Origin of the sequence: Mycobacterium sp., assembly GCF_035570115.1 — a bacterium.
GTDB lineage: Bacteria > Actinomycetota > Actinomycetes > Mycobacteriales > Mycobacteriaceae > Mycobacterium.
On the sequence record NZ_DATMLH010000132.1, the window covers coordinates 1 to 23,671 of the forward strand.

Here is a 23,671-nt window from a genome sequence, read left to right on the forward strand (position 1 = left end):
CCACCGCCGCCGCCAACAACTGCGGGGCCACCCCCACCGGCGCCCCCACCCCAGCACCCGACCACCCCGACAACACCAGATCACGCTCACCGCCATCCAGCAACGCCACCTCGCCCACCACCACCGACGCATCGGCCACCAAAAGGCGGTCGACAAGCATTTCCAGGCGGCTTATGTGCCTGGCGATGTCGTCGTCGGTGTACCGGTCCGGATTCCACGCGAACTCAATCCGCGGCCTCTCGTTGCCCGTCCGCGGATAGATGTTCACCGCAACGTCTTGTACGGGGAAATTGAAGGCGTTGTACGTCACTTCCGAAGGCCCGAAACGAAGCGGCTCGGCGAAGGCCATCACGTTCACCACGGGGCCGAACTCGACGTTCGTGTCGAGGCGGCCTCCATCGGCAATGAGGTCCGGCCAGCGCCGGAACTGTTGATGCCGCAGCGCACCGACGAGGGCCGTTGTGACCCGATCGGTCAGTGCACCCATGGTGTCGCCGTCATCGACGCAGACCGGCAGCGGCACCAGGTTCGACACCATGCCCGCACATCTTTTCAGCGCCGCAGTCGTGCGCGCCGAAACCGCCAGCGACATCGAGACGTTCTGGCGTCCTGTTGTTTTCGCGATGAACACCGCCATTGTCGCGACAACTCTTGCGACATCGAACGGGTCCTGCTCGTTCTCCGACAGTCGATGCGTGCATTCCAGCTCGCGCACCAGCGGGTGGCGTGGTGCCACCGACCGCCGCGTTCCGCCCAGGTCGGTGACGTCCAGAGGTCCGCGCAAGGCGGTCTTCCAGTACTCGGCATCGGTATGACTGCGCGAAGACTGCTGATACTTCTGATCTGCGTCGCGGATCAGCGCAAACTCGGAAAAGTCGACCTCGCCAGTGTGGGCAGCGGCTGACCCCGAGTAGACGGCCGCGATGTGTCGCATGAAATTGTCGGCGCCATATCCGTCGAAGAGAACGTGGTGCGTACGCAAGTAGAAGTACGAAAGATTGTCGGTGATCCGCAGCAACGCCAAGTCGGTGAGTTGGTCACGGAATAGATCAATTGGTCGGCTGTAGTCGTTGTTCATCCAGCTGCGGGCAGCGGCTACCGGGTCGCACTCGCCGCGCAGATCGATGCAGCGTACGGTCTGCGGAAGCGCGCGGTCGACTATGAAGACCGGTTCGCCGTCATCGAGGGATAGCCGCGCGCATGGTGTGCCGAACCGCGTTGCCGCCGATTCGCACGCAACCGTGAGCCTGTCGGCGTCGACATCGTGATCGATCGCCAGAAAAACGGCAAAGTTGAACGGGACTTCAGGCAGGAGTTGTTGAGCCGCCCATATCGACCGCTGAGCGGCGGTTAATGGTCCGAGCACATCTGGTTGCGTACCGTAGTTGAGCATGATGCATGCACTCTCTATTTGGGCCGATGTGGGGGTTGGGCGTGCAGTACTGGCAGAAGACTTCGTCGTGCGGGTACACCGACCGCCTCTTCGTCACGAAGGTTGAGAGCGGTCTTATCTAGTGGTAAGGCTTCGATACGGACCATTGCCTCGATCGGCCGTGTGGTGCCGGTTCGGGCGACAGTATCGTCAAGCACTGACAGCCACATCGGATTTGTTCTCCTCTGTAATACCTTGGTGCATAACGGTTTTGGCCATTGACGGCTCAAGAAACGCCGCGAACGGCGGGATTTCGTCGGCTGCGCATTCGATGCTGACCACCGACGGGCCATCGACATCGAGCGCCGTGCGCATCACCGCGCTAAGTCCGTCGGCGTCGGTGACGTCGACGGATGCTAGCCCTGGAAGCATCGCCGCCAGACCGGCCCCGAGCCGACTCGGGGCGAACCGGTTGTAGCTGTGCCGGTCGCCGTAGAACAGCTGCTCGCGGATCACGCCCATGGCGTGGGCGTTGTTGTTAAACAATACGAACGTCACCGGAAGCCGGTAGTGGACAGCGGTGTGCACCTCCATGCCGTGCATAAAAAACGCGCCGTCTCCCGCGATCACCACGACGCGCCCGCCCGGCGCCCGGACCTTCGCACGGCCGAACGCCATCCCGATGCCCGCACCAAAGCTGTAGCCCATGCCGAGTGCGACCGCGAACCGGCCCCCGCGCCGCACCGGCAGATAATGGACAGCCGCCGCGCCGGCGCTGCCGACATCAACGACAATGTCGACCCCGTCGGGTAATACGCGATCGAGCACACTCATAGCGTCGCGATAGCGCACTCCTGGACCGTCAAATGCCGGTGGATTCAACGCGGTGCTCGGCACCACATCAGGCACCCGAACCCCGGTTGGCCGCTGGCGGCCGGTTAGCGCGCTCGTCAGCATTCGCAACGACGCCCGCAGATCGTCAGTGTGGACGTGGGTGCACGCAATATACGGCGGTGCGGACCCGATCGAGATCGTGCGCACCGCAGCCAGCGCATCGTCGAGGCCAGCGCGCGCAGTCACCGACAGCCGGGTACCCACCACCAGGCACAGCGCGCTACCGGCCACCGCTTCCACCACACTCGGGTGGCCCATGACACCGGTGACTCCAAGGGCCGACGATGACCCGAAACCTGGTGTGCCGGCAGCATCCTTGGCGTGGGGCACACACGCCACCCGCGCCCGAAGCACCGCCCGCAGTGCCGCCAATTCGGCTCGTGCATCGTCGCGGGCCACCTGCTCACCGGCGATAATCGTCACCGGTCCGGTCACCCGGCGCAGCGCTCGCACGATCGGATGCGGGTCACCAATATTTCCTGGCCGCTCGATACCGTGCTCACCCATGTAACCGTTGATCCGCACCTCAGACTGTTGAATGTCCTTGGGCAGCAACAACACTGCAGGCCCCCCCGCTCGCGCCGCCGCCACGGCGGCTGGCAATGCCGAGGCGATGTCGGCGGGAGTCTGCACGCGTCGGCAGAACACCGACACCTTAGAAAACAACGCCTCGGCATTCAGCGAACCGTTGCGACCGCTGGTGTCCTGTAGACTGCCGCGACCATCCATCGTGGTCTCCGGTTGGCCCACCAACGCCAATACCGGCACGCGGTTGGTGAACGATTCGCCCAGGCCAGGAACAAGATTCAGCGCGCTCCCGCCGGAGTTCGCCGCCACCACACCCAAGCCGCCGCCGCCGCGACTGTAACCCTCAGCCATCGTAGCGGCAGAGAACTCGTGCTTGGCCAACACGGCGGTGATGTCCGACTGGAAAAATGCGGCGTCGTAAAGGTCTTCAATGTTGGCGCCGTCGACGCCGAAGATGTAGTCGACTCCGATTGCCGAGAGGTGCCCGACGATGTAGTCGACCACACGCTGCTTCATGGACATCTACTCACCTAATCCCGGTAGCAACATGAGGTGCGCGGCTAGACCCGCGCCATGCGGTCACGTCCAAACGGTCGAATTCAGCCCGCCGGTAGCGCGCGGCACAAGCCGAACGTCGGATCTTGCCGCTGGTCGTGATCGGAATCGAACCAGGCGCCACAAAGACAAGGTCGGCAACCCGCAAGCGGTGGATGTTCGACAATGCCGAGATGATTTCACGCTTCATCGAGCGGAATTTCTGCGTCAGCTCTTCATCAGACTCGCCCCGTGTCTTCACCTCGGCGATTGCGACAAGCTGCTCCCGGTGATCGTTCGGAACGGATATAGCCGCGACCCGCCCCTTAGTTATTTCTTGGATGGTTGCCTCGATATCGTCCGGGTAGTGATTGGACCCGTACACGATCAGCAGGTCCTTGATACGGCCGATGATGAACAGTTCGCCATCGGAAATGACGCCTAAGTCCCCGGTTCTCAGCCAGGACCCTTCCGGCGTGCCGGGCGAGGGATTAAACAGACTTCCGCCGAATGTGCGCTGGGTCTCTCGGGGCTTCTGCCAATATCCCTCGGCGACGTTTTCCCCGTGCACCCAGATTTCGCCAACCTTTCCGGCCGGATTCTCCATTCTCGTCTCCGGATCCACGATTCGAAGTGTGGTGGAGCGGGAAGTCCCGTGACCGATCAGCTCGGTGCTGCCGGCGTCTTCGCTTCCGCATGGTTTGGCATAACCGCTTGACAACTTTTCGTAGTCAAATCGAACGCTCTTCGGTGCGCGGCCCGCGTCGGCACTCGCCACATACACCGTCGCCTCCGCGAGACCGTACGAAGGCCGTATCACCGTCTCACTGAGGTTGAAGCGAGCGAAGCGGTCCGTGAAGCGCTTGATCGTGGCGGCTTGGACCCGTTCGGCGCCACTGACGATCGCGAGCACGTCGCCGAGGTCACGCCCGGCCATGTCCTCGTCGGACGTTCGGCGTGCAGCCAGTTCAAATGCGAAATTGGGCGCACCGGTGAAAGTTGGGTAATCGGCTGCAAGCATCTGCATCCAGCGGGCCGGGCGCTGAAGAAACGACAAAGGGCTCATTACGACCGCATTGCTGTCGGTTACTAAAGGCCCACAGACCCCAAGCAGCAAGCCCATGTCGTGATAGAACGGCAGCCATGAGACCAGACTTATCCCGGGTGGCGCTACCTTCCGGATGTAGTCGGAAAATGCCTGTTGAACGTTGACGATGACGTTCTTATGCGTAATGACGACACCAGCCGGCTTGCGGGTCGATCCCGACGTGTACTGCAGATACGCGGGCAGGGAAGGCGAGTTGCGTACGGGTCTGAACCGGCATGGAGCGTCTAGGTTTAGCGAATCGACCTCAATGACCGTGGCGGCTGAACCGCCATTGCAACCGTCCGCGTACTTGGTGACTTCGGCAGCGGCGGACAGCGTTGTGAGGATCACCGAAGGAGCGCAATCCTGCAATGCTGAGTGGACACGCTCATCGTGAACACCAAACTGGGGTACTGACAACGGAACCGCTATGAAGCCTGCTTGCAGTGCACCCAGGAAGGCGGCGATGTAACCGAGGCCTTGCGGTGCCAGTATGGCGGCCCGATCGCCACTCGAACCGCAAAGACTTAGCTCTTCGGCAACGACTTGCGCTCTGCGGTTAACTTGCGCCCACGTAAGGCTTTCGGCATATCCAGTCGGATCGACTTCGTAGTCGATAAACGTGTACGCCGTGGCGTCGGGCTGCCGGATCGCTCGCTCCTGCAGCAGCTCCGTGAGAGAAGACCCAGCCATGATGGAGTCACCACCTGCCTTACTTCGGTTCGGGTTCCGCTTGTCTTCGCATCAGGTTCCGCTTGTAGCGTTTTGCGCACACGAGTAGTGCACTACCTGTTTGCTGCCCGGGTTATCTGTAGCCCGCCCGGGTACGGCAGCCCCTCGCTGAGGACACGGTTCAGGTGTCCGTTCGGTTCACTGCGTTCACAGCGCGCCCGTCCGGCGCCGAGCCTGCGAAGGTAGCCGAGGGTCAGAATGCGCGGCCCGTCATCGGTGGCCGCGACGGTGTCCCGACTATGTGTCATGCGGGGAGCGTATGGGGATGTGAGCTGGTGCCAGCTGGATTGACACCCGTAGAGTGGTCGCCGGAAACAGGACGAGTAGTGGTCGCGCACCCGTAGAGTATCGGCGCGGCCAATCGTTTGCTGACGGTTTACGATCCGTGACCGCGGGCGCAGCTTGGTGACAATGACGTTGAACGGCTGCAGCGCTGGGCCGTCGCTATCCGCACGGCGGTTAGGGCCGGACTACTCGCGGCAGGTGAGTGGCGAAATCGATTGGCTTCCAGGGGCATAACGGTTCGGGGGCGCCCGCAAGTAGACACGACCGCAATGCGAGTAGGCGTCTACTGTAGGCCGCTGGGTCTGTGGGGCCAACAATCGGCTTGCTCATAGAACGCAACGCAGACGACATTAGACCGCTACTACAACGACGTGGGAGGTGTTGAGCATGACCGCACCGCCAAGGTATCCGGCTCGCCCCGAGATCGCGTTCGCCCGCATGCCCTCGTTAAGACAGGCAGATTTGCCGTCATTGACGACGCTCCCGTCGAGGTCATCGAGAGCGGTCCGAGTATCGCCGCCCGGTTAGTGTCGCTGGCGTCGCGGCTGACGATCCGCCCACCCCTGGCGGTGTGCAGCCGGGTTCCGCATCTGCCCTGGCCGTTTGGCCTCGTTGACTTCGCGTCCCAAGTCCTACGCCCCGCTCCCAGCACCATCCGAGCGATGGTGGGTTTGCCCAACGCCAGCGCGCAGCTGGTTCGCGCGCCCGGGGTGCTGCCCGCGGACGGCAACCGCCGGGTGGTGCTCTATCTGCACGGCGGCGCGTTCCTGACCTGCGGGACCAACTCGCACAGCCGAGTTGTCAACGCGCTCTCGCGATTCGCCGACTCGCCGGTATTGGTGGTCAACTACCGGCTTAGTCCTAAGCACTCGGTCGGGATGGCCCTAAACGACTGCCATGATGCTTACCGCTGGCTGCGCCGACGCGGGTATGAGCCAGACCAGATCGTATTGGCCGGCGATTCCGCGGGCGGCTACCTGGCGCTCGCGCTTGCCCAGCGGCTGCAGCAGTTCGGCGAGCAACCCGCGGCGCTGGTGGCGATCTCGCCGTTGATGCAGCTGGCCAAGAAACCCAAACAGGCCCATCCCAACATCAAGACCGATGCGATGCTTCCGGCGAAGGCGTTCGACGCGCTGGTCGCACTGGCGGCCAGCGCCGCCAGCAAGCACATCATCGACGGCAAGCCCGAAGAACTGTATGAGCCGCTGGATCACGTCCAACCCGGTCTGCCGCGCACGCTGATTCACGTATCCGGCTCCGAGGTGCTGCTCTACGACGCGCAGTTGGCCGCCCGCACGCTGGCGGCCGCCGGTGTGCCGGCCGAGGTGCGGATCTGGCCCAGCCAGATTCATGACTTCCAGCTCGCGGCGCCGCTGTGCCCGAGGCGACTCGCTCGTTACGGCAAATTGGTGAATACATCCGCGAGGCCACCGACTCGCCACTGCCCGCGAATTCGACGGGCACATGGCGATAGCCCACACCGGTGTCGCTACATGCTCGCGCGCGCCTTATGCCTCGGGCCAATCCAGTTTTAGTAAGTGGATGAGCTGGTCGCGGCTGCTGATGTCGAGGTTTGCGAACATGCGGTAGAGGTGTCCCTCCACCGTCCGCACCGAGACGACCAGTTGGTCGGCGACCTGATGGTTGGACAAGCCGGCCAGGACCAGCATCGCGATCTCGCGTTCGCGGTCGGTGATGGGCAGCGGCCGCGCCGCGGCAGCGACCGCCGGTGTCCGGATTTCGCCCTGGCTGGCCAGCCAGTGCGCCCTGGTCGACGACTCCAATTCCTTGCCGCGGTGGCCCGTGCGCGCGTGTTCGTGCGCCGCCTGGGCCGCCGCGTCGGCGGCGAGCGCCACCGCACCCAGGTCAGCGAACCGATCAGCCGCGGCGTCGAGCAGGTCGCCGTCGCGGTTGGCCAGGCCGCCAGCGTGCTCGGCGATCGCCTCCGCCAACGGCGTGTTCAGCGTCGCGGCGAGCTCCTCTAGCCTCGCGCTCTGCGAACGGTCATCGAACCGCACGGCGGTGTGCAGCGCAGACATCTCCACGGCGTACATCCCGGAGTGGTGCGCAATCTGCGCGGCGCGCACCACATGGTTCTGGGCGGCCGTCGTCTGGCCGACAGCTGCCCGCTCCCAGGCCCGGGCCAGCTCAAGTTCCGGCAAGAACACGGCTAGGTGTGGTCCGTAGGCGTCCTCCGCACGCCGCAACGCCGCGGCGGCTGCCTCACCGTCTCCCCGTGCGCCTTCGGCCTGCGCCCACCAGGCCGCCACCGGCATCGACCAGACCGACGTAAAACCACCCGACATTGCCAACATCGAGTCGCGAAATGCAGCGCAGGCCGACGACAGCGCACCGCGGGCAAGGTGCACGAGTCCACGCATCGCGTCGTCTGCTTCCAGGACACCCGTGGCATGACGCTCCCTGGCCCGCTCGGCAGCCGGATAATCACCGATGGCCGTCAACGCCATGACTTCAGCCAACCCGATCCTGGGTAACCCTCCCGGTTGGGCGAGCGCAGCCGCTCGCAGCCCCGCCTCCGCTACGCGGTGAACGTCGTCAAACCGCCCGGCGAGCGCCAACGCCCAGCACGTCGGCACAGCCGCCCACACCGCCGCCAACGGCAGATCCGATGCACACAGGGCCAGGCCGGTCTCGATCGTGGTCTCTATGTCGCCGGAGAAGCACGTAAACAACACGTCGACTGCTGCGACGTAGCTGACGATCGCCTCGGAGTTGATGCGATCCGTCACGTTGGCGAGTATCTTCCGTGCCTGCTCGACCTGCCCGCAATTGAAGAACAGATTCATGGCGCGCACACAGCCCCATCGCGCGGTCAGCAACTCATCGGCACCATCGGGGTCAAAGGCACCAAGCACCGCCTCGACCTCATCGCCGCGTCCCTGCCAACCCATCGCCTCAGCAAGCACGACCGCAGCCGCCAAGCCCCCGCCGCGATCGAACGCGAATCGGGCCAGCTCTTCGGCGAGAACTATGTTCGACATGGTCATCGCGCTCGCCGCCGCATCGATCATCACATCCAGGTCCGGGGCGAGGTCGCTTCGCATCATGAACTGGGCCAGCTGGATCTGGGTGCGCACGTCGGACAACCTTGAGCGCTGCTCTTCCGGCCGCATGTCCTTCCGAAGTTGTTGTGCCAGCATGCCATTGAGCTGCCGCGAGCGCACCACCCCAGCTCGTTGCATTGCCGTCTCACCCAAGAGGGGGTGATACAACCGCGCCACCGTGTGCGATCCATCGGCAACGAACTGGACCACGCCGCGGCGCTCAAGGCGTGCCACCGCGTCGGCATCGCAAAGCCCACGCAGGATCTCCCAGTCCAGCACCTCGGCAGCCGCCAAAACCTCGACCGCCTCCAATTCCTCGGCGGCCAAGGATCGCAGCCGAAACTCAAGCAGATCCTGCAGTTCGCGATCTGCACGCAGCGCACCCCGAAGCTGCCAACCGTCTTCCGTGCGCACCAACACACCACTTTCCCGACCGGCGCTCAGCAAGCCGCGCAACAGCAGCGGGCTGCCCGCAGCCCGATGCTGTAACTCGCTGATCAGCCGGGTATCGACGGCGCCGCCGAGCACGGCGCGGGCGAGTTCCCCGGTCTGCTCCCGGGTGAACGCTTCGATGCGCAGGCTCAGCAACAGCCGCTCTTTCCACAGCGCCGTCACCGCATCGGACACGTTGTCGCCCGACCGGATCGTCACGATCAGCCGTGCAGCGCCGCTGGCGGCAAGTTGGTACACCAGCGTCGACGACAACGGATCGAGCCACTGGGCATCATCGACGACGACGACCAGGTTCTCTTCCCCCTCCAGGGTTTGTTGCGCGGCGGCCAGCATCGCGGCGGGTTCATGCGGAGCGTCGACAGTCACCGACCGATAAAACGCGCCCAATGCCACGGCGGAGCCGGTTTGGGTGCCCAGCACAAACCGCACCATCAGCCCCTGCGACTTGGCGATCGTGGCCAGGGTCCGAGCCAGGGTCGATTTGCCGACCCCGCTATCACCCACCAACGCGACGCCCCGAAACTCCGCGTCGTCCTCGAGCGCCGCCAACGCCTGGCGGATCTCGTCATCGCGGCCCACCAACGGCCAACCCGACCCGCTCACCGCTCGCATACGTCGAACCCCCTGAACCGGCCTTCGGGAGTTAGACGTTCCCAGGTGTCACCTTTGTCGCGGGCAATCGCGCTGCCTGCGGTAGTCCAAGGAGGAGTGCGCTGCACCATGACTAGCCCCCTCGCACACAGTTCCAATCGTAGTTCGAACTGTACCTGAGACCAGGCTGAGAAAATCTAACTTTCCGGATAAAATTCCTTCGTGTTTTCGAAGGTCGCTACTCAGGTGATTGGACGTTTGGTCGCCGCCCAGAGGAAGCCGAGGCTGCGCCGGCCTGACGCGTCTGTGCCAGCAGCTCGTCGTAGACCTCCCGGAAGTCGGCGGGAACCGCCGGCGCCCGTAGCTAGGCAATGGCCACGTACCAGTCCGCTCTCGGCCAAGTTAGGTGGCCAGCCATTTTTCAAGGTGGTCGTCGTAGCCGCTGACGACGCGCAGGCTACGGCCCGGCCCACGGGTGAGCCAGCCGCGGGCGAGGAACACGCTGGTGATAGCGGCGGGAAGCGCCCCGGCGAGGTGGACCCGCCGATCGGTCCAGTCGATGCATGAGCGGGCGAACACCCGCCGGCTGGCCCTCAGTGTTGCCAGGTCGATGCCCAGCTCGTCGAGCAGATACTGGCCGCCATCGGTGAGTTCGTGGTCCCGGTCGTCGAGGCGGCGGATGGCCGCGACGGCCAACAGCCGGTCACGGAGTTGCACGCCGCGGCGGCCGGCAAGGTGGTCGTAACAGGTACGGGCCTCGAACAGCGCGCGGGCGGCGCGATGCTGACTCAGGGAGGGGACCGGAGCCGGCGGCGCGATCTGGGCGATGGCCTCCAGCACCGTGGCCACCTCCGGGTTGACGATCTCGTGGTATCGGTGCCGGCCCTGGGCCCGGACCCGGATCAACCCGCCTTCGGTCAGCCGCCGCAGATGTGTGGAGGCGGTGGCGGGATGCACCCCGGCTCGCCGAGCCAGCTCCCCCGCCGGCAGCGCCCGACCGCCGGCCAACGCCGCGAGCATGGCTGCCCGCGCCGGATCTTCGATCAAGTCAGCGATTGAGGCGAGGTCGCGATCGGCCGGGGTATACGACGCCGAGGTGTCGCTCACCCCGCCAGCCTTGCATAGCCAGAATCTGCCCGCCGTCCAAGCTTCCCCGCGCCAGCCCCGACGGGTTCAGTACGGGAGGATGCCCATCAGACAACGAACCTGGCTGTGCTCACAGTAGAACGCGCCATAGAGCGGAGCCGCGGCGACGACGGAAGCGAACACCGCCGACATCATCGCGATCGCGACCGCTGACAACAGCGGCCGGTCGGGCACCATCGCCAGCATCAAGCCGGCGACCGTGCACACGACGACGTAGACCAAAACCACGAAGACCACCGGGGTCTTGTGTGCAGAGTGGTCGTGGGTCCACCAGTAGAACAGGCCGGCACCGATCGCCCCAGCCGGAACCCACACCGCCAACAGCATCAGACTGAACTGCCACCACCTCAAATAGTGGTAGCGGCCGAGCACGGCGATCGGCGGCACGGGCGCGTGCGGCGGGCCGGGCTGCGGCACCTCACCCGTCGCGGCCTCAACCGCCGGGGCGGGGCTGCTCGCCGGCTCGTCCGCTATCTCCGTCGCCGACGCGTCGGAGCGCCGATGCCACCACCTTCGTCGCCGAGGCTTCGGCTCCGGCTCGATGATCGCCGGTTCGGCTCTCGGGTGCGCGCCGGTGTCGAAGGTCGGCGTGTACGCCTCGGTCTTCGGCAGCGACTGGGTGTCCACGCGGTCGTCGTCAGCCATGGGTCGTCACCTCGATCACCGCAAGCACACCGAACCATCCCGGCGCCAGCGCGAGAATGAACACGCCCAGGGCCGTCAGCCATCGCCGCCGGGACAACAGGATCACCAGCAGCCCGACGACGCTGGGAAACCCGACTACCAACGCGATGGCGATGTCCGGGCGCATCCGAACGTGATTCACGACAAGCGCGGCCGTTCCGCCCAGCAACCCGACAGCGACGCCGACCAGCATCGAGCTGGTCAGCAGCCAGGTCCGCGGCAGCGGTATCACGCTTTGACGATACTGCCGCGGCTGCTCGCTACGGCTTTACCTTCGCGGCGCGCCCTGCGGGTACCGAACAAGCGTCAGCGGCGGCAGCTATCACCGGTGCGCGTGCCGGCGGGCGCGCGCCGCGCTCGTAGTCGGCGCCAGTGATCAACGGGGTAGCCGTGAGCTCCGCGTTCTCGCCGTCGCTGAAAGCCCGTCCGCGGGATAAAAACCGCATTCCCTCGGGTGCTTCCAGGCTGAAGCCGCCGCCGCGGCCGGGCACCACGTCGATGACGAGCTGGGTGTGTTTCCAGGCCTGGAACTGGGGCCCGGAGATCCACACCGGAACCCCGTCCGCACCAACGTCGAGCACACCGAGCAGCACATCGCGATCACCGACGATGAAGTCCCCGTCCGGGTAGCACATCGGCGAAGACCCGTCGCAGCAACCACCGGACTGATGGAACATCACCGGACCGTGCCGGTCCTGCAGCTCACCGAGCAGGGCTGCGGCGGCGGAGGTGATCACCACCCGCGGGGTGATCAGAAGAAGCCCTGCGCCTTCTGCGAGTACGACACCATCAGGTTCTTGGTCTGCTGGTAGTGGTCGAGCGCCATCTTGTGGGTCTCCCGCCCGAAACCGGACTGCTTGTAGCCGCCGAACGCCGCGTGCGGCGGGTAGACGTGGTAGCAGTTGACCCACACCCGGCCGGCCTTGATGTCCCGGCCAGCCCGGTAGGCGGTGTTGCCGTCGCGGCTCCACACCCCTGCGCCCAGGCCGTAGAGGGTGTCGTTGGCGATGCCCATTGCGTCGCCGTAGTCGGCAAAGGACGTGACCGCAACGACGGGCCCGAAAATCTCCTCCTGGAAGATGCGCATCTTGTTGTTGCCGGCAAAGATGGTCGGCTGTACGTAATAACCGCCGGACAGGTCGCCACCCAACTCGGCACGCTCACCGCCGGTGATCAGCTTGGCGCCCTCTTCCTTGCCGATTTCGATGTAGGACAAGATCTTTTCCAGCTGGTCGTTGGAAGCCTGGGAACCCAGCATGGTCTGGATGTCGAGCGGGTCCCCCTGCCGGACCGCCTTGGTACGGATCGCCGCCAGTTCCAGGAACTCGTCATGGATGTCGGACTGGATCAGGCTGCGCGACGGGCACGTGCACACCTCGCCCTGGTTGAGGGCGAACATGGTGAACCCTTCGAGGGACTTGTCCTGGAAGTCGTCGTTGGCCGCCATCACATCGGAGAAGAAGATGTTGGGGCTCTTGCCGCCCAACTCGAGGGTGACCGGGATCAGGTTCTGCGACGCGTATTGCATGATCAGTCGCCCGGTCGTGGTTTCCCCGGTGAACGAGACCTTGGCGATGCGATCGCTGGATGCCAGCGGCTTGCCGGCCTCCACGCCGAAACCGCTGACGATGTTGACCACACCGGCCGGCAGCAGGTCGCCGATCAGCGACATCAGATACAGGATCGAGGCCGGTGTCTGCTCGGCGGGTTTGAGCACCACCGTGTTGCCGGCAGCCAACGCCGGTGCCAGTTTCCAAGCGCCCATCAGGATCGGGAAGTTCCACGGAATGATCTGTCCCACCACACCGAGCGGCTCATGGAAGTGATAGGCGACGGTGTCTTCGTCGATCTGGCTCAGCGACCCCTCCTGCGCGCGGATCGCGGCGGCAAAATACCGGAAATGATCGGCCGCCAGCGGGATGTCAGCGGCCAGCGCCTCGCGGATCGGTTTGCCGTTGTCCCAGACCTCGGCCACTGCCAGCGCATCTTTGTTTTCGTCGATGCGGTCGGCGATCTTGTTCAGGACCGCCGCGCGCTCGGCCGGGGAGGTCGTGCCCCAGCCCTGCGCCGCCGCGTGCGCGGCGTCGAGCGCCTTGTCGACATCGACCTCGTCGGAGCGCGCCACTTCGCAGAATGTCTGGCCGGTCACCGGGGTCGGGTTCTCGAAATACAAACCCTTGGCGGGCGCCACCCACTCGCCACCGATGAAGTTGTCGTACCGCGATTCATACGACATCAGCGCCCCAGCGGAGCCCGGACGTGCGTAGACGGTCATGAGATCAGCCCCTCGTTCGACGGTGTTATACAGATCACACTACCGCCGCCGTCACAATCTCTTTATGACGAGTCCCGGGTCCGAAGACCCCAATCTGTGGCTGGAAGACATTGCCGGCGAAGAGGCACTGGACTGGGTGCGCGTCCGCAACAAGCCCACACTGGCCGAGTTTTCCGGCGAGGAGTTCGAGCGAATGCGCACCGAAGCGCTCGAGGTGCTCGATACCGATGCCCGGATCCCCTACGTGCGCCGTCGCGGCGACTATCTGTACAACTTCTGGCGCGACGCCGCCAACCCGCGCGGGCTGTGGCGGCGCACCACACTGGACAGCTACCGCAGCGACAGCCCGGACTGGGACGTGCTGATCGACGTGGATGAGCTGGCTCGCGCTGACGACGAGAACTGGGTGTGGGCTGGCGCCAACGTCATCGAACCCGACCACACACGGGCCCTGATCAACCTGTCCCGCGGCGGCTCGGACGCAGCTATCGTGCGTGAATTCGACATGCACACAAGAGAATTCGTCGCCAACGGATTTGCCCTGACCGAGGCCAAGTCCGGAACCAGCTGGGTCGATCCGGACACGCTGTTGGTGGGCACCGATTTCGGCACTGACTCGCTGACCGAATCCGGCTATCCGCGCATCGTCAAGCGATGGCGCCGGGGGCAACCGGTCCAGGATGCGCAGACGGTGTTCGAAGGCTCGCCCAGCGACGTCATCGTGGCCACCGGAGTCGACCGCACGCCTGGCTTCGAGCGGACGCTCTTGCGACGGGCCCTCGACTTCTTCAACGACCAGTTGTACGAGCTGCGCGACGATGAGCTGATCCGCATCGATGCGCCCACCGACGCGACGGTGTCGGTGCACCGGCAGTGGCTGCTGATCGAGCTGCGCACCGACTGGCTCACCGGCACCGCCAGCTACACCGCGGGCTCGCTACTGGCCGCGGACTATGACGAGTTCCTCGCCGGTACAGCAAAGTTGCGGGTGGTGTTCGAGCCCGACGAGCACACCAGCTTGCTGTCCTACGCCTGGACCCGCGACCGGCTCGTCGTCATCACGCTTGCCGACGTGGCCAGCCGCGTCGAGGTCGTCACACCGGGCAGCTGGCAGCGTCGACCGGTGACCGACGTGCCCGCCAATACCAACACCGTCATCGCGGGCGCCGACGACACCGGCGACGAAATCTTTTTGGATTCCAGTGGATTCGTTACGCCGTCACGTCTACTGCATGGGGCGGTCGACGGAACGCTGGAACAGATCAAATCCGCTCCGGCTTTCTTCGACGCCGAAGGCATGACCGTCGCTCAGCACTTCGCGACGTCAAAAGACGGCACCTCGATCCCGTATTTCGTAGTGCGTCCGCGGGACGCCGCCGGTCCGACCCTGCTGAGCGGCTACGGGGGATTTCAAGTGGCCCGCACGCCCGGGTATGACGGCGTACTCGGCCGGCTGTGGCTGGCGCGCGGCGGCACCTTCGTGCTGGCCAATATCCGTGGCGGCGGCGAGTACGGCCCCGGCTGGCACACCCAGGCGATGCGCGCCGGCCGCCACTTGGTTGCCGAGGACTTCGCCGCGGTGGCAACCGATTTGGTGGACCGTGGCATCACCACCGTGCGGCAACTCGGTGCGCAGGGCGGCAGTAACGGCGGGCTGCTGATGGGCATCATGTTGACGAAGTACCCCGAGCTGTTCGGTGCGCTGGTGTGTCAGGTGCCGCTGCTGGATATGCGCCGCTTCCATCTGCTGCTGGCCGGCGCGTCCTGGGTTGCCGAATATGGCGACCCGGACAATCCCGATGATTGGGAATTCATCGCCGACTACTCGCCCTACCACAACATTTCGGCCGCTGCTGATTACCCGCCGGTGCTGGTCACCACGTCTACCCGTGACGATCGGGTGCATCCGGGGCATGCCCGAAAAATGACGGCCGCACTGGAAGCTGTGGGTCACCGAGTCTGGTATTACGAGAACATCGAGGGCGGCCACGCCGGCGCAGCCGACAACGCGCAGATCGCGTTCCAGTCCGCGCTGAGTTTCTCGTTTCTGTGGCGGATGTTGGGCTTGCCCCCCGCCGCAGGCTAGCGAGGTCTGGGCGCCGATAACTTTCCGAAAAAGATCTGGAGAAAATCCGGCGGTTTGACTTTCCTGACCGCCGCCGCAAGCGTACCTTAAGTCCACCTAAGAAAGCCATGTGGGGAAGGTTAGGGGGCGAGGAGGTCATGATGACTCCACTCATGGTGGCATGCCTTTTCATCGGGGCTCCGGTCGCCGGGCTGGGCTTGCTCGAATTACAGGCACGGCTCGAGCGATGGGATCAGCGGCGCCACGCTGACGATTAACGGCGACCGGTAACGCCGGCAGCTGGCTGAGCTGTCAGCATTCAGTCATGCCACCTGCTCAATTCGAGACACTCTTGTACACGACGACCGGGGCGGTCGCCACGATCACGTTGAACCGCCCCGACCAGCTCAACACCATCGTTCCGCCGATGCCCGACGAAATCGAGGCGGCCATCGGTTCGGCCGAGCGAAACCCAGAAATCAAGGTCATCGTGTTGCGCGGCGCCGGCCGGGCGTTTTCCGGCGGCTATGACTTCGGCGGCGGCTTCCAGCACTGGGGCGAGACGATGATGACCGACGGGCATTGGGATCCGGGCAAGGATTTCGCCATGGTCACTGCCCGCGAAACCGGGCCGCATCAGAAGTTCATGGCGATCTGGCGGGCCACCAAACCGGTGATCGCCCAGGTGCATGGCTGGTGTGTTGGCGGAGGCAGCGACTACGCGCTGTGCGCCGACATCGTCATCGCCAGCAACGACGCGGTGATCGGCACCCCGTACAGCCGGATGTGGGGGGCCTATCTAACCGGGATGTGGCTCTATCGGCTCAGCCTGGCCAAGGTCAAGTGGCACTCGCTGACGGGTCGGCCGCTGACCGGTGTGCAGGCCGCCGAGGTCGAACTGATCAACGAGGCGGTCCCGTTCGAGCGGCTGGAGGCCAGAGTCGCCGAGATCGCCGCCGAGTTGGCGCGGATCCCGTTGTCGCAGTTACGGGCGCAGAAGCTGATCGTCAACCAGGCCTACGAGAACATGGGTTTGGCGTCCACTCAGCTGCTGGGCGGCATCCTGGACGGCCTGATGCGCAACACCCCCGAAGCGCTCGACTTCATCCAGACCGCCGCCACCATGGGCGTCCGTGCCGCGGTCGAGCGCCGCGATGGCCCCTTCGGTGATTACAGCCAGGCACCGCCGGAGCTGCGGCCCGACCCGTCGCACATCATCACGCCATAGCGCCGCTGCTGACTGGATTGGCGATCAGCCGTAGGTGAAGGAAAACACTTGCAGCCCTTCGCTCAAACGCACGTCGAGTAATCCGCGGGCCACGCCGTCACGGCCGACGATCTGGTGTGAGGTCGGCGGCCCACTGACCGGCACCGTGGTCGTCTTCCCGTCGCGCGATACCGTCAGGTTCCCGGTTCCGCCGACGACGATGTAGACGTTTATGGCGTTGTAGTTCAGCTTGATGCTCGACGTGTCGCTGTCGGCCGTCGCGCCCTGATAGTCCAGTGTCCACGGTCCCTGCAGGGCGAAGGTGTCGTTCGGCAATGCCGGTGGGAAGGTGAAGTTCGCTTGCCCCTTGTCGTAGACACCGCTTCCGGCGTAGTTGACCATCTTGCCGACGCCGAAGTACGTCTCGGGAGTAAGGCCGCCCTGCGGGGTGGTGTCGGGCGCGTCCACTGGCGGGGGCAGCGTGACCCCGGGTCGCGCACTTGCGATCAGCTCACGGATCAGCTTCTCGGTGCCGTCATAGTCGCCCTCGCCGTATTTGATGTGCCGCACGACGCCGCTGGCATCGATCAGATATTCGGCGGGCCAGTAACTGTTGCGGTAATTCGTCCACGTCGAGTAGCTGTTGTCGAGCGCGATCGGGTAGGTGATTCCGATGTCCGCGGCGCCCTTTTCGACGTTGCCGGTGACCTTTTCGAACGCATACTCCGGCGTGTGCACACCGATGACCTCGAAACCGTCGTCGTGATAGGCCTTGTACCAGCCTTCGACGTGCGGGATGGCGCGTTGGCAGTTGATGCAGGAATAGGCCCAGAAGTCGATCAGCACCACCTTGCCCCGCAACGCCTTTAGGTCGATCGGCAAGGCGGCGGGGGTGTTCAGCCACGCGGTGATGCCCTTGAGGTCGGGCGCGGGGCCGCAGTTCTGTAGCTGGGGGGCGACGCTGGTGCAGTTCGACAACTCTTTGTTCTGGTCGTTGACGATGCCGCCGAGCTTTTGCTGGATCTGCTTGCCGTCGCCCAACTTGTTCTGCAACGAGCTGGTGTAGTCCGGGATGGCCCGCTGAAGTGCCGCAGGCAGGTTGAAGACCAGCGCCACCGCCAGCAGCAGCGTGACAACCCCTGCCGTGACGCGGATCTGGCGCTGGCGACGACGAAAAGCACCGATCCGCTGGGTAACTCGTTGCCCAGCCAACGCGAAGAACAGCAGAGGCACCGCCGTGCCGACGGCGAATGCCAGCGTGAGGACGACGACGGGCAGACCGATGTTCGCGGTGGCGCCGGCCACCACGATCGCGGCCAGCACCGGGCCGGCGCAGGGAACGTAGAGCACGCCGAGCGCCAGGCCGAGACCGAACCCGCTCGCGCGGTTGATCTGTATTTGCGGGATGCGCGCGAATGGCCGCTCCAGCAGCTCCTCGAAACGTGGGAAGATCAGGCCGAGGCCGATCGCCACCAACGCTGCCAGCGCGATCCAACGGATGGCGTCTTGGGGCAGGTGCAGCAGTGCCAGCAATGCCGAGCCGACCAGCGTGACCAGGCTGAAGCTGAGCACCAGGCCGGCGATCACCCGATACGGCCGCGCGACTTCACGTTTCGCCTTGACCGCGACCGCGCCGTCGGCGCTGCCCTCCGTGCCGGCGCCGTCGTGCGTGCCGGAGAAGAAAATCACCGGCAGTACCGGCAGGATGCACGGCGAAATGCCGGTGATCAATCCTCCGACTAAGCCGATCAGCGCAAGGGACAACATGATTACTATTCGCTACCACAACTGTCTTGGATCGGTGCCGTCGGGCAGGCACAAAATGCGACAAGGCAGCCCGGCCGACCGGGCTGCCTTGTCTGGGCGACGATCTAGGCCGTCACTGGCTGGGCGGGGTCAACACGGTGTCGATCATGTAGACCGTCGCGTTGGCGGTGTGCACCCCTCCGCACACCAGACCCGCGTCGTCGACTTTCAGACCGTCCCCCTGTCCGGTCACCTTCACGTCGGCGCCCTGCAGAGTCTTGTGGGCGCCGTCAACCATGTCCGGGCTCGCCTGCCCCTGCACCACGTGGTAGGTCAAGATGCTCTTCAACATGTCGGCGTTGGTCTTGAGCTCGTCGATGGTGCTCGGCGGCAGCTTGTCGAATGCAGCGTTGGTCGGCGCGAACACCGTGTACTGGCCGCTGTTCAGGGTGTCGACCAGGTTGACGTTGGGGTTCAGTTTGCCGGAGAGCGCTGAGGTCAAGGTCGACAGCATCGGATTGTTCGACGCCGCCGTCGCGACCGGGTCCTGCGCCATTCCGGCCACCGACGCCGGACCGCTTGGATGCTGTGCGGCGTAATCTGAGCAGCCCGAGCCGACCAGATTGGACGCGGGCATCATCGCGCTCGTGCGGGCGGGCGCCGCCATGCTGGTGGCCGGGCTCGCACTGGTCTGCGGCGCGGACTCGGATTTGGTGCTCGAACACGCTGAGAAACCCACGGCTGCAAACGCCGCCAGGCTCATCGCGAGTGTCTTTCTCTGATAGTCGTTCATTTCAATTCGGCTCCTTGACATTAATGACAGCGGCGGATTGCGCCGCTCGTTACGGGTCAGACAGTTGTTCTTCGGAGCGGCGAGCGTCGCGGATGGCCTTCGTCACGGTCGTCCGCTCGGACTCCGGCTCCGAATACCCGACGTGCATGAGCCATTTGGACGGTCGATTGCGGTTATCGGTAGCGGTGTCGCCGGTTTGACCGCCGCCTATGCCTTGTCCAGCCGCGGCCGGGTCACTCTCTATGAGGCCGATACCCGGCTGGGCGGGCATGCGCACACTCACTTCGTCGACCGCGGCGACGGCACAATCATCGGCGTCGACTCAGCGTTCCTCGTGCACAACAATCGCACCTACCCGACGCTGTGCCGGTTGTTCGCCGAGTTGGACGTTGCCACCCAAGAGTCGGAGATGTCGATGTCAGTGCGGGCCGAGGACACCGGGCTGGAATACGCGGGAGCACTCGGCATCCGGGGACTCTTCGCGTCGCGGCAGTCGGCCAAACCCCGCTATCTGCTGATGCTCACCGAGATCCTCCGCTTCCACCGTGCCGCGAAGCGGCTGCTGCTCGACGGTTCAGAAGAAGACGCCGACAACATGGAGACCTTGGCGGCATTCCTTTGTCGACACCGGTTTTCGGCGTTCTTCGTCGAGCACTTCATCACACCGCTGGTGGCGGCGGTGTGGTCCTGCGGCAGCAGCGACGCACTGCGCTACCCCGCGCGGTACCTCTTCGTCTTTCTCGACCACCACGGCATGCTGTCAGTCTTCGGCTCACCGGCATGGCGCACGGTAAGTGGAGGTTCGGCACTGTATGTGCACGCCATCGCGTCCCGGCTGCACGAAGTCTGCGTCGGTCAGCCGGTGCACTCGCTACGCCGACTGCGCGATGGCGTGCTTCTACAGGCCGGTGCCCACGCGCCGCGATTTTTCGACGCTGCCGTGGTCGCCGTGCACCCCGACCAGGCGCTGCTGCTCCTCGACTACCCGACGTCGCGGGAGCAGGCCGTACTTGGTGCGATTCCGTATTCGGTCAACCGTGCCCAGCTGCATACCGATGAGTCGGTGCTGCCCCGACAGCGGCGTGCCCGCGCATCGTGGAACTACCTCATCACGCAGGACGACGGCCATGTACTGGTCACCTATGACGTCAGCAGGTTGATGCGGATCGACGCCGACCGCCGGTTCCTGGTAACGCTCGGCGGCCAGGATCGGGTCGACCCGGAATCAGTGATCGCCGAAATGACCTACAGTCATCCGCTCTATACGCCAGAATCCGTTGCCGCGCAACGCTTATTGCCGACACTGGATGATGACCGAGTGGTATTCGCCGGCGCCTACCACGGCTGGGGGTTTCATGAGGACGGCGCGGCTTCCGGGCTGCGGGCGGCTCGACGGTTGGGTGCGGATTGGCCGGCACGTTCAGCGCCGATGGAGGTTTTGGCATGTTGACGCCGGCAATTTACCGCACCACGATCACCCACAACCGGGAAGCCCCGGTGCACCACTTCTTCGAATACCGCAGCTACAGCTGGTATGTCGACATCGACGAACTGCCGTCGCTGCCTTGGTGGCTGCGGGCGTTCGCGCGGTTCGACGCTCGGGACCATCTTGCCGGCCGTCCCGGCGGGTCGCTGCGGGAACGAGTCGACGCCTACCTGGCCGAACACGACGCGGCCCTGCCCGGCGGTCGCATCACCGCGCTGCTGCAGGCGCGGGTACTCGGTTTCGTTTTCAACCCGATCAGCGTTTTCTGGTGCCACGACCGCGGCGGAACGCTGCGCCGGGTAATCGTCGAGGTGCACAACACCTACGGGCAACGCCACGCTTACCTACTGCCGCCGGCCAATACACCGGTGCTGGTCACCAAGAAGTTCTACGTCTCCCCGTTCAACTCGGTGGCCGGCCAATACCAGGTGCTAGCACCGCGCCCGGACCGGCAAGTCGACGTGGTGGTGTCGCTGCAGGGCGACGGTCAGCCGGCGTTTGTCGCGACACTGCGCGGCAACCGAAGACCAGCGACCGTGGGCTGCGTCGTGCGGATGCAGATTCTGTCGCCGCTGGCACCGTTGGTGGTGGCGCTTCGTATCCGCATCCAAGGCATCGCGCTGTGGTTGCGCCGAGTACCGGTGGTGCCGCGCACGACGGTACCCCGCGACAAGCGTTTAGCGACAATAGATCCGGAGCGCTGGCCCGCGATTGCTCGGGTATCGTCCGGGCCGCTTGCCGCCGCATCGGCGTTCATTGCCAAACGGTTGCTGCACCGTGCCGCTCGCCGGCTGCCGCTGCGACTCCGCTACCCCGACGGCACCGTGATCGGCGCCGGCGACGCGGCGTCACCAACGCTGGTGATCAACCAGCCGGACCGACTGGGCCGCCGGATCGGACGCCACGGTCTGATCGGGTTCGGCGAGTCCTACATGGCCGGCGAGTGGGAATCGGACGCCCTGACCGAGGTGCTCACCGTGCTGGCGACCGACATCGGCGATCTGGTGCCGAAAGGGCTGCAGTGGCTCCGGCCAATCGCCGTCGCTTCCCAACCACGTTCGTCAATGCCCCGTCAGGAACAGGCCCGTCGCGATGTCGCCGCGCATTATGACCTGTCCAACGATCTGTTCGCGGAATTCCTCGACGAGACAATGACGTACTCCAGTGCAATGTTCGCGAAGCTGCCGGCGTCCTGGCCCGACCTCGCCGACGCGCAACGGTGCAAGATCGACCGGCTGTTGGACGCGGCCGAAGTCCGGCCCGGCACTCGACTACTGGAAATCGGTACCGGGTGGGGCGAGCTTGCCATCCGCGCGGCGCGACGCGGAGCACACGTCCGTTCGATCACACTCTCGCAGCGCCAGCAGTGGTTGGCTCGGCAACGGATCGCGGCCGCCGGTCTGTCCGATCGCGTCCAGGTCGATCTGCGCGACTACCGCGACGTCGGCGGAAACTACGACGCGGTGATATCGGTCGAGATGATCGAAGCGATTGGATTTCGTGCGTGGGCGGATTACTTCTGCACCATTGAACGGCTGCTGACGCCGAACGGGAGGCTGGCGATCCAGTCGATCACGATGCCCCACAACCGGATGCTGGCGACCCGCAATACCCACACCTGGATCCAGAAGTACGTCTTCCCCGGCGGGTTGATTCCGTCTACCAAGGCTATCCTCGACATCACCGAACGCCAGACAGGGTTATGCCTTGTGGACACAGTCTCGCTGCGCCAGCACTACGCAGAGACACTGCGACTATGGCGCGAGCGGTTCATTCAACGCCGAAATACGCTGGCGCACATTGGCTTCGACGAGGTGTTCAGTCGGATGTGGGAGCTGTACCTGTCGTATGCGGAGGCCGGATTCCGGTCAGGTTATCTCAATGTCCATCAGTGGACGTTCGTCAACGAGGCCAGGCCGTGATCATCAACTTGGCAATCGTCTCGGGTGCCTCGGTTGTCGCATTGCTTGTGGTCCATGCGGTCACCTTCGCCATCGGCAACCGTATCGGCCGATACAACGTCGTCGACGTGGCGTGGGGGCTGGGTTTCATCGTGGTCGCGGTGCTCGCCGCGATCCTCGGCGACGGCGACGCGTCCCGCCGGTCGCTGCTGCTGACGCTGGTCACGATGTGGGCTCTGCGGCTGAGCTGGCACATCTACCGACGGTCGGCGGGCAAGGGCGAGGATCCGCGTTACGCGGACCTGCTGCGTGGCGCCACCGTAGGCCAGGTAATCCGCAAGGTGTTCCTGGTGCAGGCGTTCGCGACCTGGTTCATCTCGTTGCCGCTGCAACTCTCGGCGGTCATCGGTCCCACCCCGCGGTGCTGGCTGGCCGCCACGCTGGGCGGGGTGCTGGTGTGGGTGGTGGGCGTCGTCTTCGAAGCCGTCGGAGACCGTCAACTGCGGGTATTCAAATCCGACCCGTCGCACCACGGTGTGGTGATGGACCGCGGCATGTGGGCCTGGACGCGGCATCCCAACTACTTCGGCGACGCGTGCGTGTGGTGGGGACTGTGGCTGATCTCGATCGCCGGCTGGTGGTCGCTGACGACGGTGCTCTCGCCGCTGCTCATGACCTACTTCCTGGTCCAGGTCAGCGGCGCCCGCCTGACCGAGAAATACATGGCGGGCCGCCCCGGCTTCGACGAATACAAGGCACGGACATCGTTTTTCGTCCCACGCCCGCCCCGATTGGCGCAAAATGACGACCACCGTCGCTGAATCGCT

The 23,671-nt window shown here is 64.8% G+C and carries 17 protein-coding genes and 2 pseudogenes; 7 read left to right on the forward strand and 12 right to left on the reverse strand.

Annotated features, from left to right (window positions below):
• From VNW74_RS12335 to VNW74_RS12350, 4 genes are all read right to left on the reverse strand, one after another.
• On the reverse strand, nucleotides 1-1,366 hold a 1,366-nt coding region (locus VNW74_RS12335; RefSeq protein ID WP_325677145.1), incomplete at its 3' end, for a condensation domain-containing protein.
• Between the two features lie 216 nt (nucleotides 1,367-1,582).
• Nucleotides 1,583-3,316: a thiamine pyrophosphate-binding protein gene (locus tag VNW74_RS12340; protein WP_325677147.1), complete on the reverse strand. Its 1,734-nt coding sequence runs from the start codon at nucleotides 3,314-3,316 to the stop codon at nucleotides 1,583-1,585.
• Nucleotides 3,317-3,320: 4 nt separating this feature from the next.
• Complete coding sequence (locus VNW74_RS12345; protein ID WP_325677149.1) at nucleotides 3,321-5,108, reverse strand: AMP-binding protein; 1,788 nt, start codon at nucleotides 5,106-5,108, stop codon at nucleotides 3,321-3,323.
• Between the two features lie 92 nt (nucleotides 5,109-5,200).
• Nucleotides 5,201-5,395, reverse strand: coding sequence for a hypothetical protein (locus VNW74_RS12350; protein WP_325677151.1), 195 nt, complete (start codon nucleotides 5,393-5,395; stop codon nucleotides 5,201-5,203).
• A gap of 424 nt (nucleotides 5,396-5,819) precedes the next feature.
• Here VNW74_RS12350 and VNW74_RS12355 point away from each other — a divergent pair.
• Nucleotides 5,820-6,906 (forward strand): annotated as a pseudogene (locus VNW74_RS12355) (alpha/beta hydrolase).
• Nucleotides 6,907-6,940: 34 nt separating this feature from the next.
• Here the strand turns inward: VNW74_RS12355 and VNW74_RS12360 are convergent.
• From VNW74_RS12360 to VNW74_RS12385, 6 genes are all read right to left on the reverse strand, one after another.
• Complete coding sequence (locus tag VNW74_RS12360) at nucleotides 6,941-9,562, reverse strand: helix-turn-helix transcriptional regulator (protein WP_325677153.1); 2,622 nt, start codon at nucleotides 9,560-9,562, stop codon at nucleotides 6,941-6,943.
• A gap of 381 nt (nucleotides 9,563-9,943) precedes the next feature.
• Nucleotides 9,944-10,648 (reverse strand): helix-turn-helix domain-containing protein, encoded by a 705-nt coding sequence (locus tag VNW74_RS12365; protein ID WP_325677155.1) that lies wholly within the window; start codon nucleotides 10,646-10,648, stop codon nucleotides 9,944-9,946.
• A 66-nt stretch (nucleotides 10,649-10,714) separates the two neighbouring features.
• Nucleotides 10,715-11,332 carry a hypothetical protein gene (locus tag VNW74_RS12370; protein ID WP_325677157.1) on the reverse strand — a complete coding sequence of 206 codons (618 nt, stop codon included), beginning with the start codon at nucleotides 11,330-11,332 and terminating at the stop codon, nucleotides 10,715-10,717.
• A complete protein-coding gene (locus VNW74_RS12375) occupies nucleotides 11,325-11,603 on the reverse strand; it encodes a putative holin (protein WP_325677159.1) in 279 nt (92 codons plus the stop codon). The genes VNW74_RS12370 and VNW74_RS12375 overlap by 8 nt, the downstream gene beginning before the upstream one ends.
• Nucleotides 11,604-11,631: 28 nt before the next feature.
• On the reverse strand, nucleotides 11,632-12,126 hold the full coding sequence (locus VNW74_RS12380) for a DUF779 domain-containing protein (RefSeq protein WP_325677186.1): 495 nt from the start codon (nucleotides 12,124-12,126) through the stop codon (nucleotides 11,632-11,634).
• Entirely contained in the window at nucleotides 12,123-13,646 is a 1,524-nt protein-coding gene (locus VNW74_RS12385) for an aldehyde dehydrogenase family protein (RefSeq protein WP_325677160.1), read from the reverse strand. Before VNW74_RS12385 ends, VNW74_RS12380 begins: the two co-directional genes overlap by 4 nt.
• A gap of 64 nt (nucleotides 13,647-13,710) precedes the next feature.
• Here VNW74_RS12385 and VNW74_RS12390 point away from each other — a divergent pair, with 64 nt between their 5' ends.
• Together VNW74_RS12390 and VNW74_RS12395 are read left to right on the forward strand one after the other, a co-directional pair.
• Nucleotides 13,711-15,732: a prolyl oligopeptidase family serine peptidase gene (locus VNW74_RS12390; protein WP_325677162.1), complete on the forward strand. Its 2,022-nt coding sequence runs from the start codon at nucleotides 13,711-13,713 to the stop codon at nucleotides 15,730-15,732.
• A gap of 304 nt (nucleotides 15,733-16,036) precedes the next feature.
• Nucleotides 16,037-16,939 (forward strand): crotonase/enoyl-CoA hydratase family protein, encoded by a 903-nt coding sequence (locus tag VNW74_RS12395; protein ID WP_325677164.1) that lies wholly within the window; start codon nucleotides 16,037-16,039, stop codon nucleotides 16,937-16,939.
• 24 nt (nucleotides 16,940-16,963) lie between these two features.
• Here VNW74_RS12395 and VNW74_RS12400 read toward each other — a convergent pair whose 3' ends face one another.
• Together VNW74_RS12400 and VNW74_RS12405 are read right to left on the reverse strand one after the other, a co-directional pair.
• Nucleotides 16,964-18,685, reverse strand: a complete 1,722-nt coding sequence (locus tag VNW74_RS12400) for a cytochrome c biogenesis protein DipZ (protein ID WP_325677166.1) — start codon at nucleotides 18,683-18,685, stop codon at nucleotides 16,964-16,966.
• A gap of 112 nt (nucleotides 18,686-18,797) precedes the next feature.
• Nucleotides 18,798-19,457, reverse strand: a complete 660-nt coding sequence (locus tag VNW74_RS12405; protein WP_325677168.1) for a fasciclin domain-containing protein — start codon at nucleotides 19,455-19,457, stop codon at nucleotides 18,798-18,800.
• A gap of 142 nt (nucleotides 19,458-19,599) precedes the next feature.
• Here VNW74_RS12405 and VNW74_RS12410 point away from each other — a divergent pair, with 142 nt between their 5' ends.
• From VNW74_RS12410 to VNW74_RS12425, 4 genes and pseudogenes are all read left to right on the forward strand, one after another.
• A complete protein-coding gene (locus VNW74_RS12410; protein WP_325677170.1) occupies nucleotides 19,600-20,907 on the forward strand; it encodes an NAD(P)/FAD-dependent oxidoreductase in 1,308 nt (435 codons plus the stop codon).
• Nucleotides 20,901-21,596: pseudogene (locus VNW74_RS12415) on the forward strand (DUF1365 domain-containing protein); the annotation flags it as partial. The gene VNW74_RS12410 and the pseudogene VNW74_RS12415, both read left to right, overlap by 7 nt.
• The gene (locus VNW74_RS12420) at nucleotides 21,588-22,865 is read left to right on the forward strand and encodes a class I SAM-dependent methyltransferase (protein WP_414686665.1); all 1,278 of its coding nucleotides are present in this window, start codon (nucleotides 21,588-21,590) and stop codon (nucleotides 22,863-22,865) included. The pseudogene VNW74_RS12415 and the gene VNW74_RS12420, both read left to right, overlap by 9 nt.
• Nucleotides 22,866-22,867: 2 nt before the next feature.
• Nucleotides 22,868-23,665, forward strand: coding sequence for a DUF1295 domain-containing protein (locus VNW74_RS12425; protein ID WP_325677190.1), 798 nt, complete (start codon nucleotides 22,868-22,870; stop codon nucleotides 23,663-23,665).
• Nucleotides 23,666-23,671: the final 6 nt, after the last annotated feature.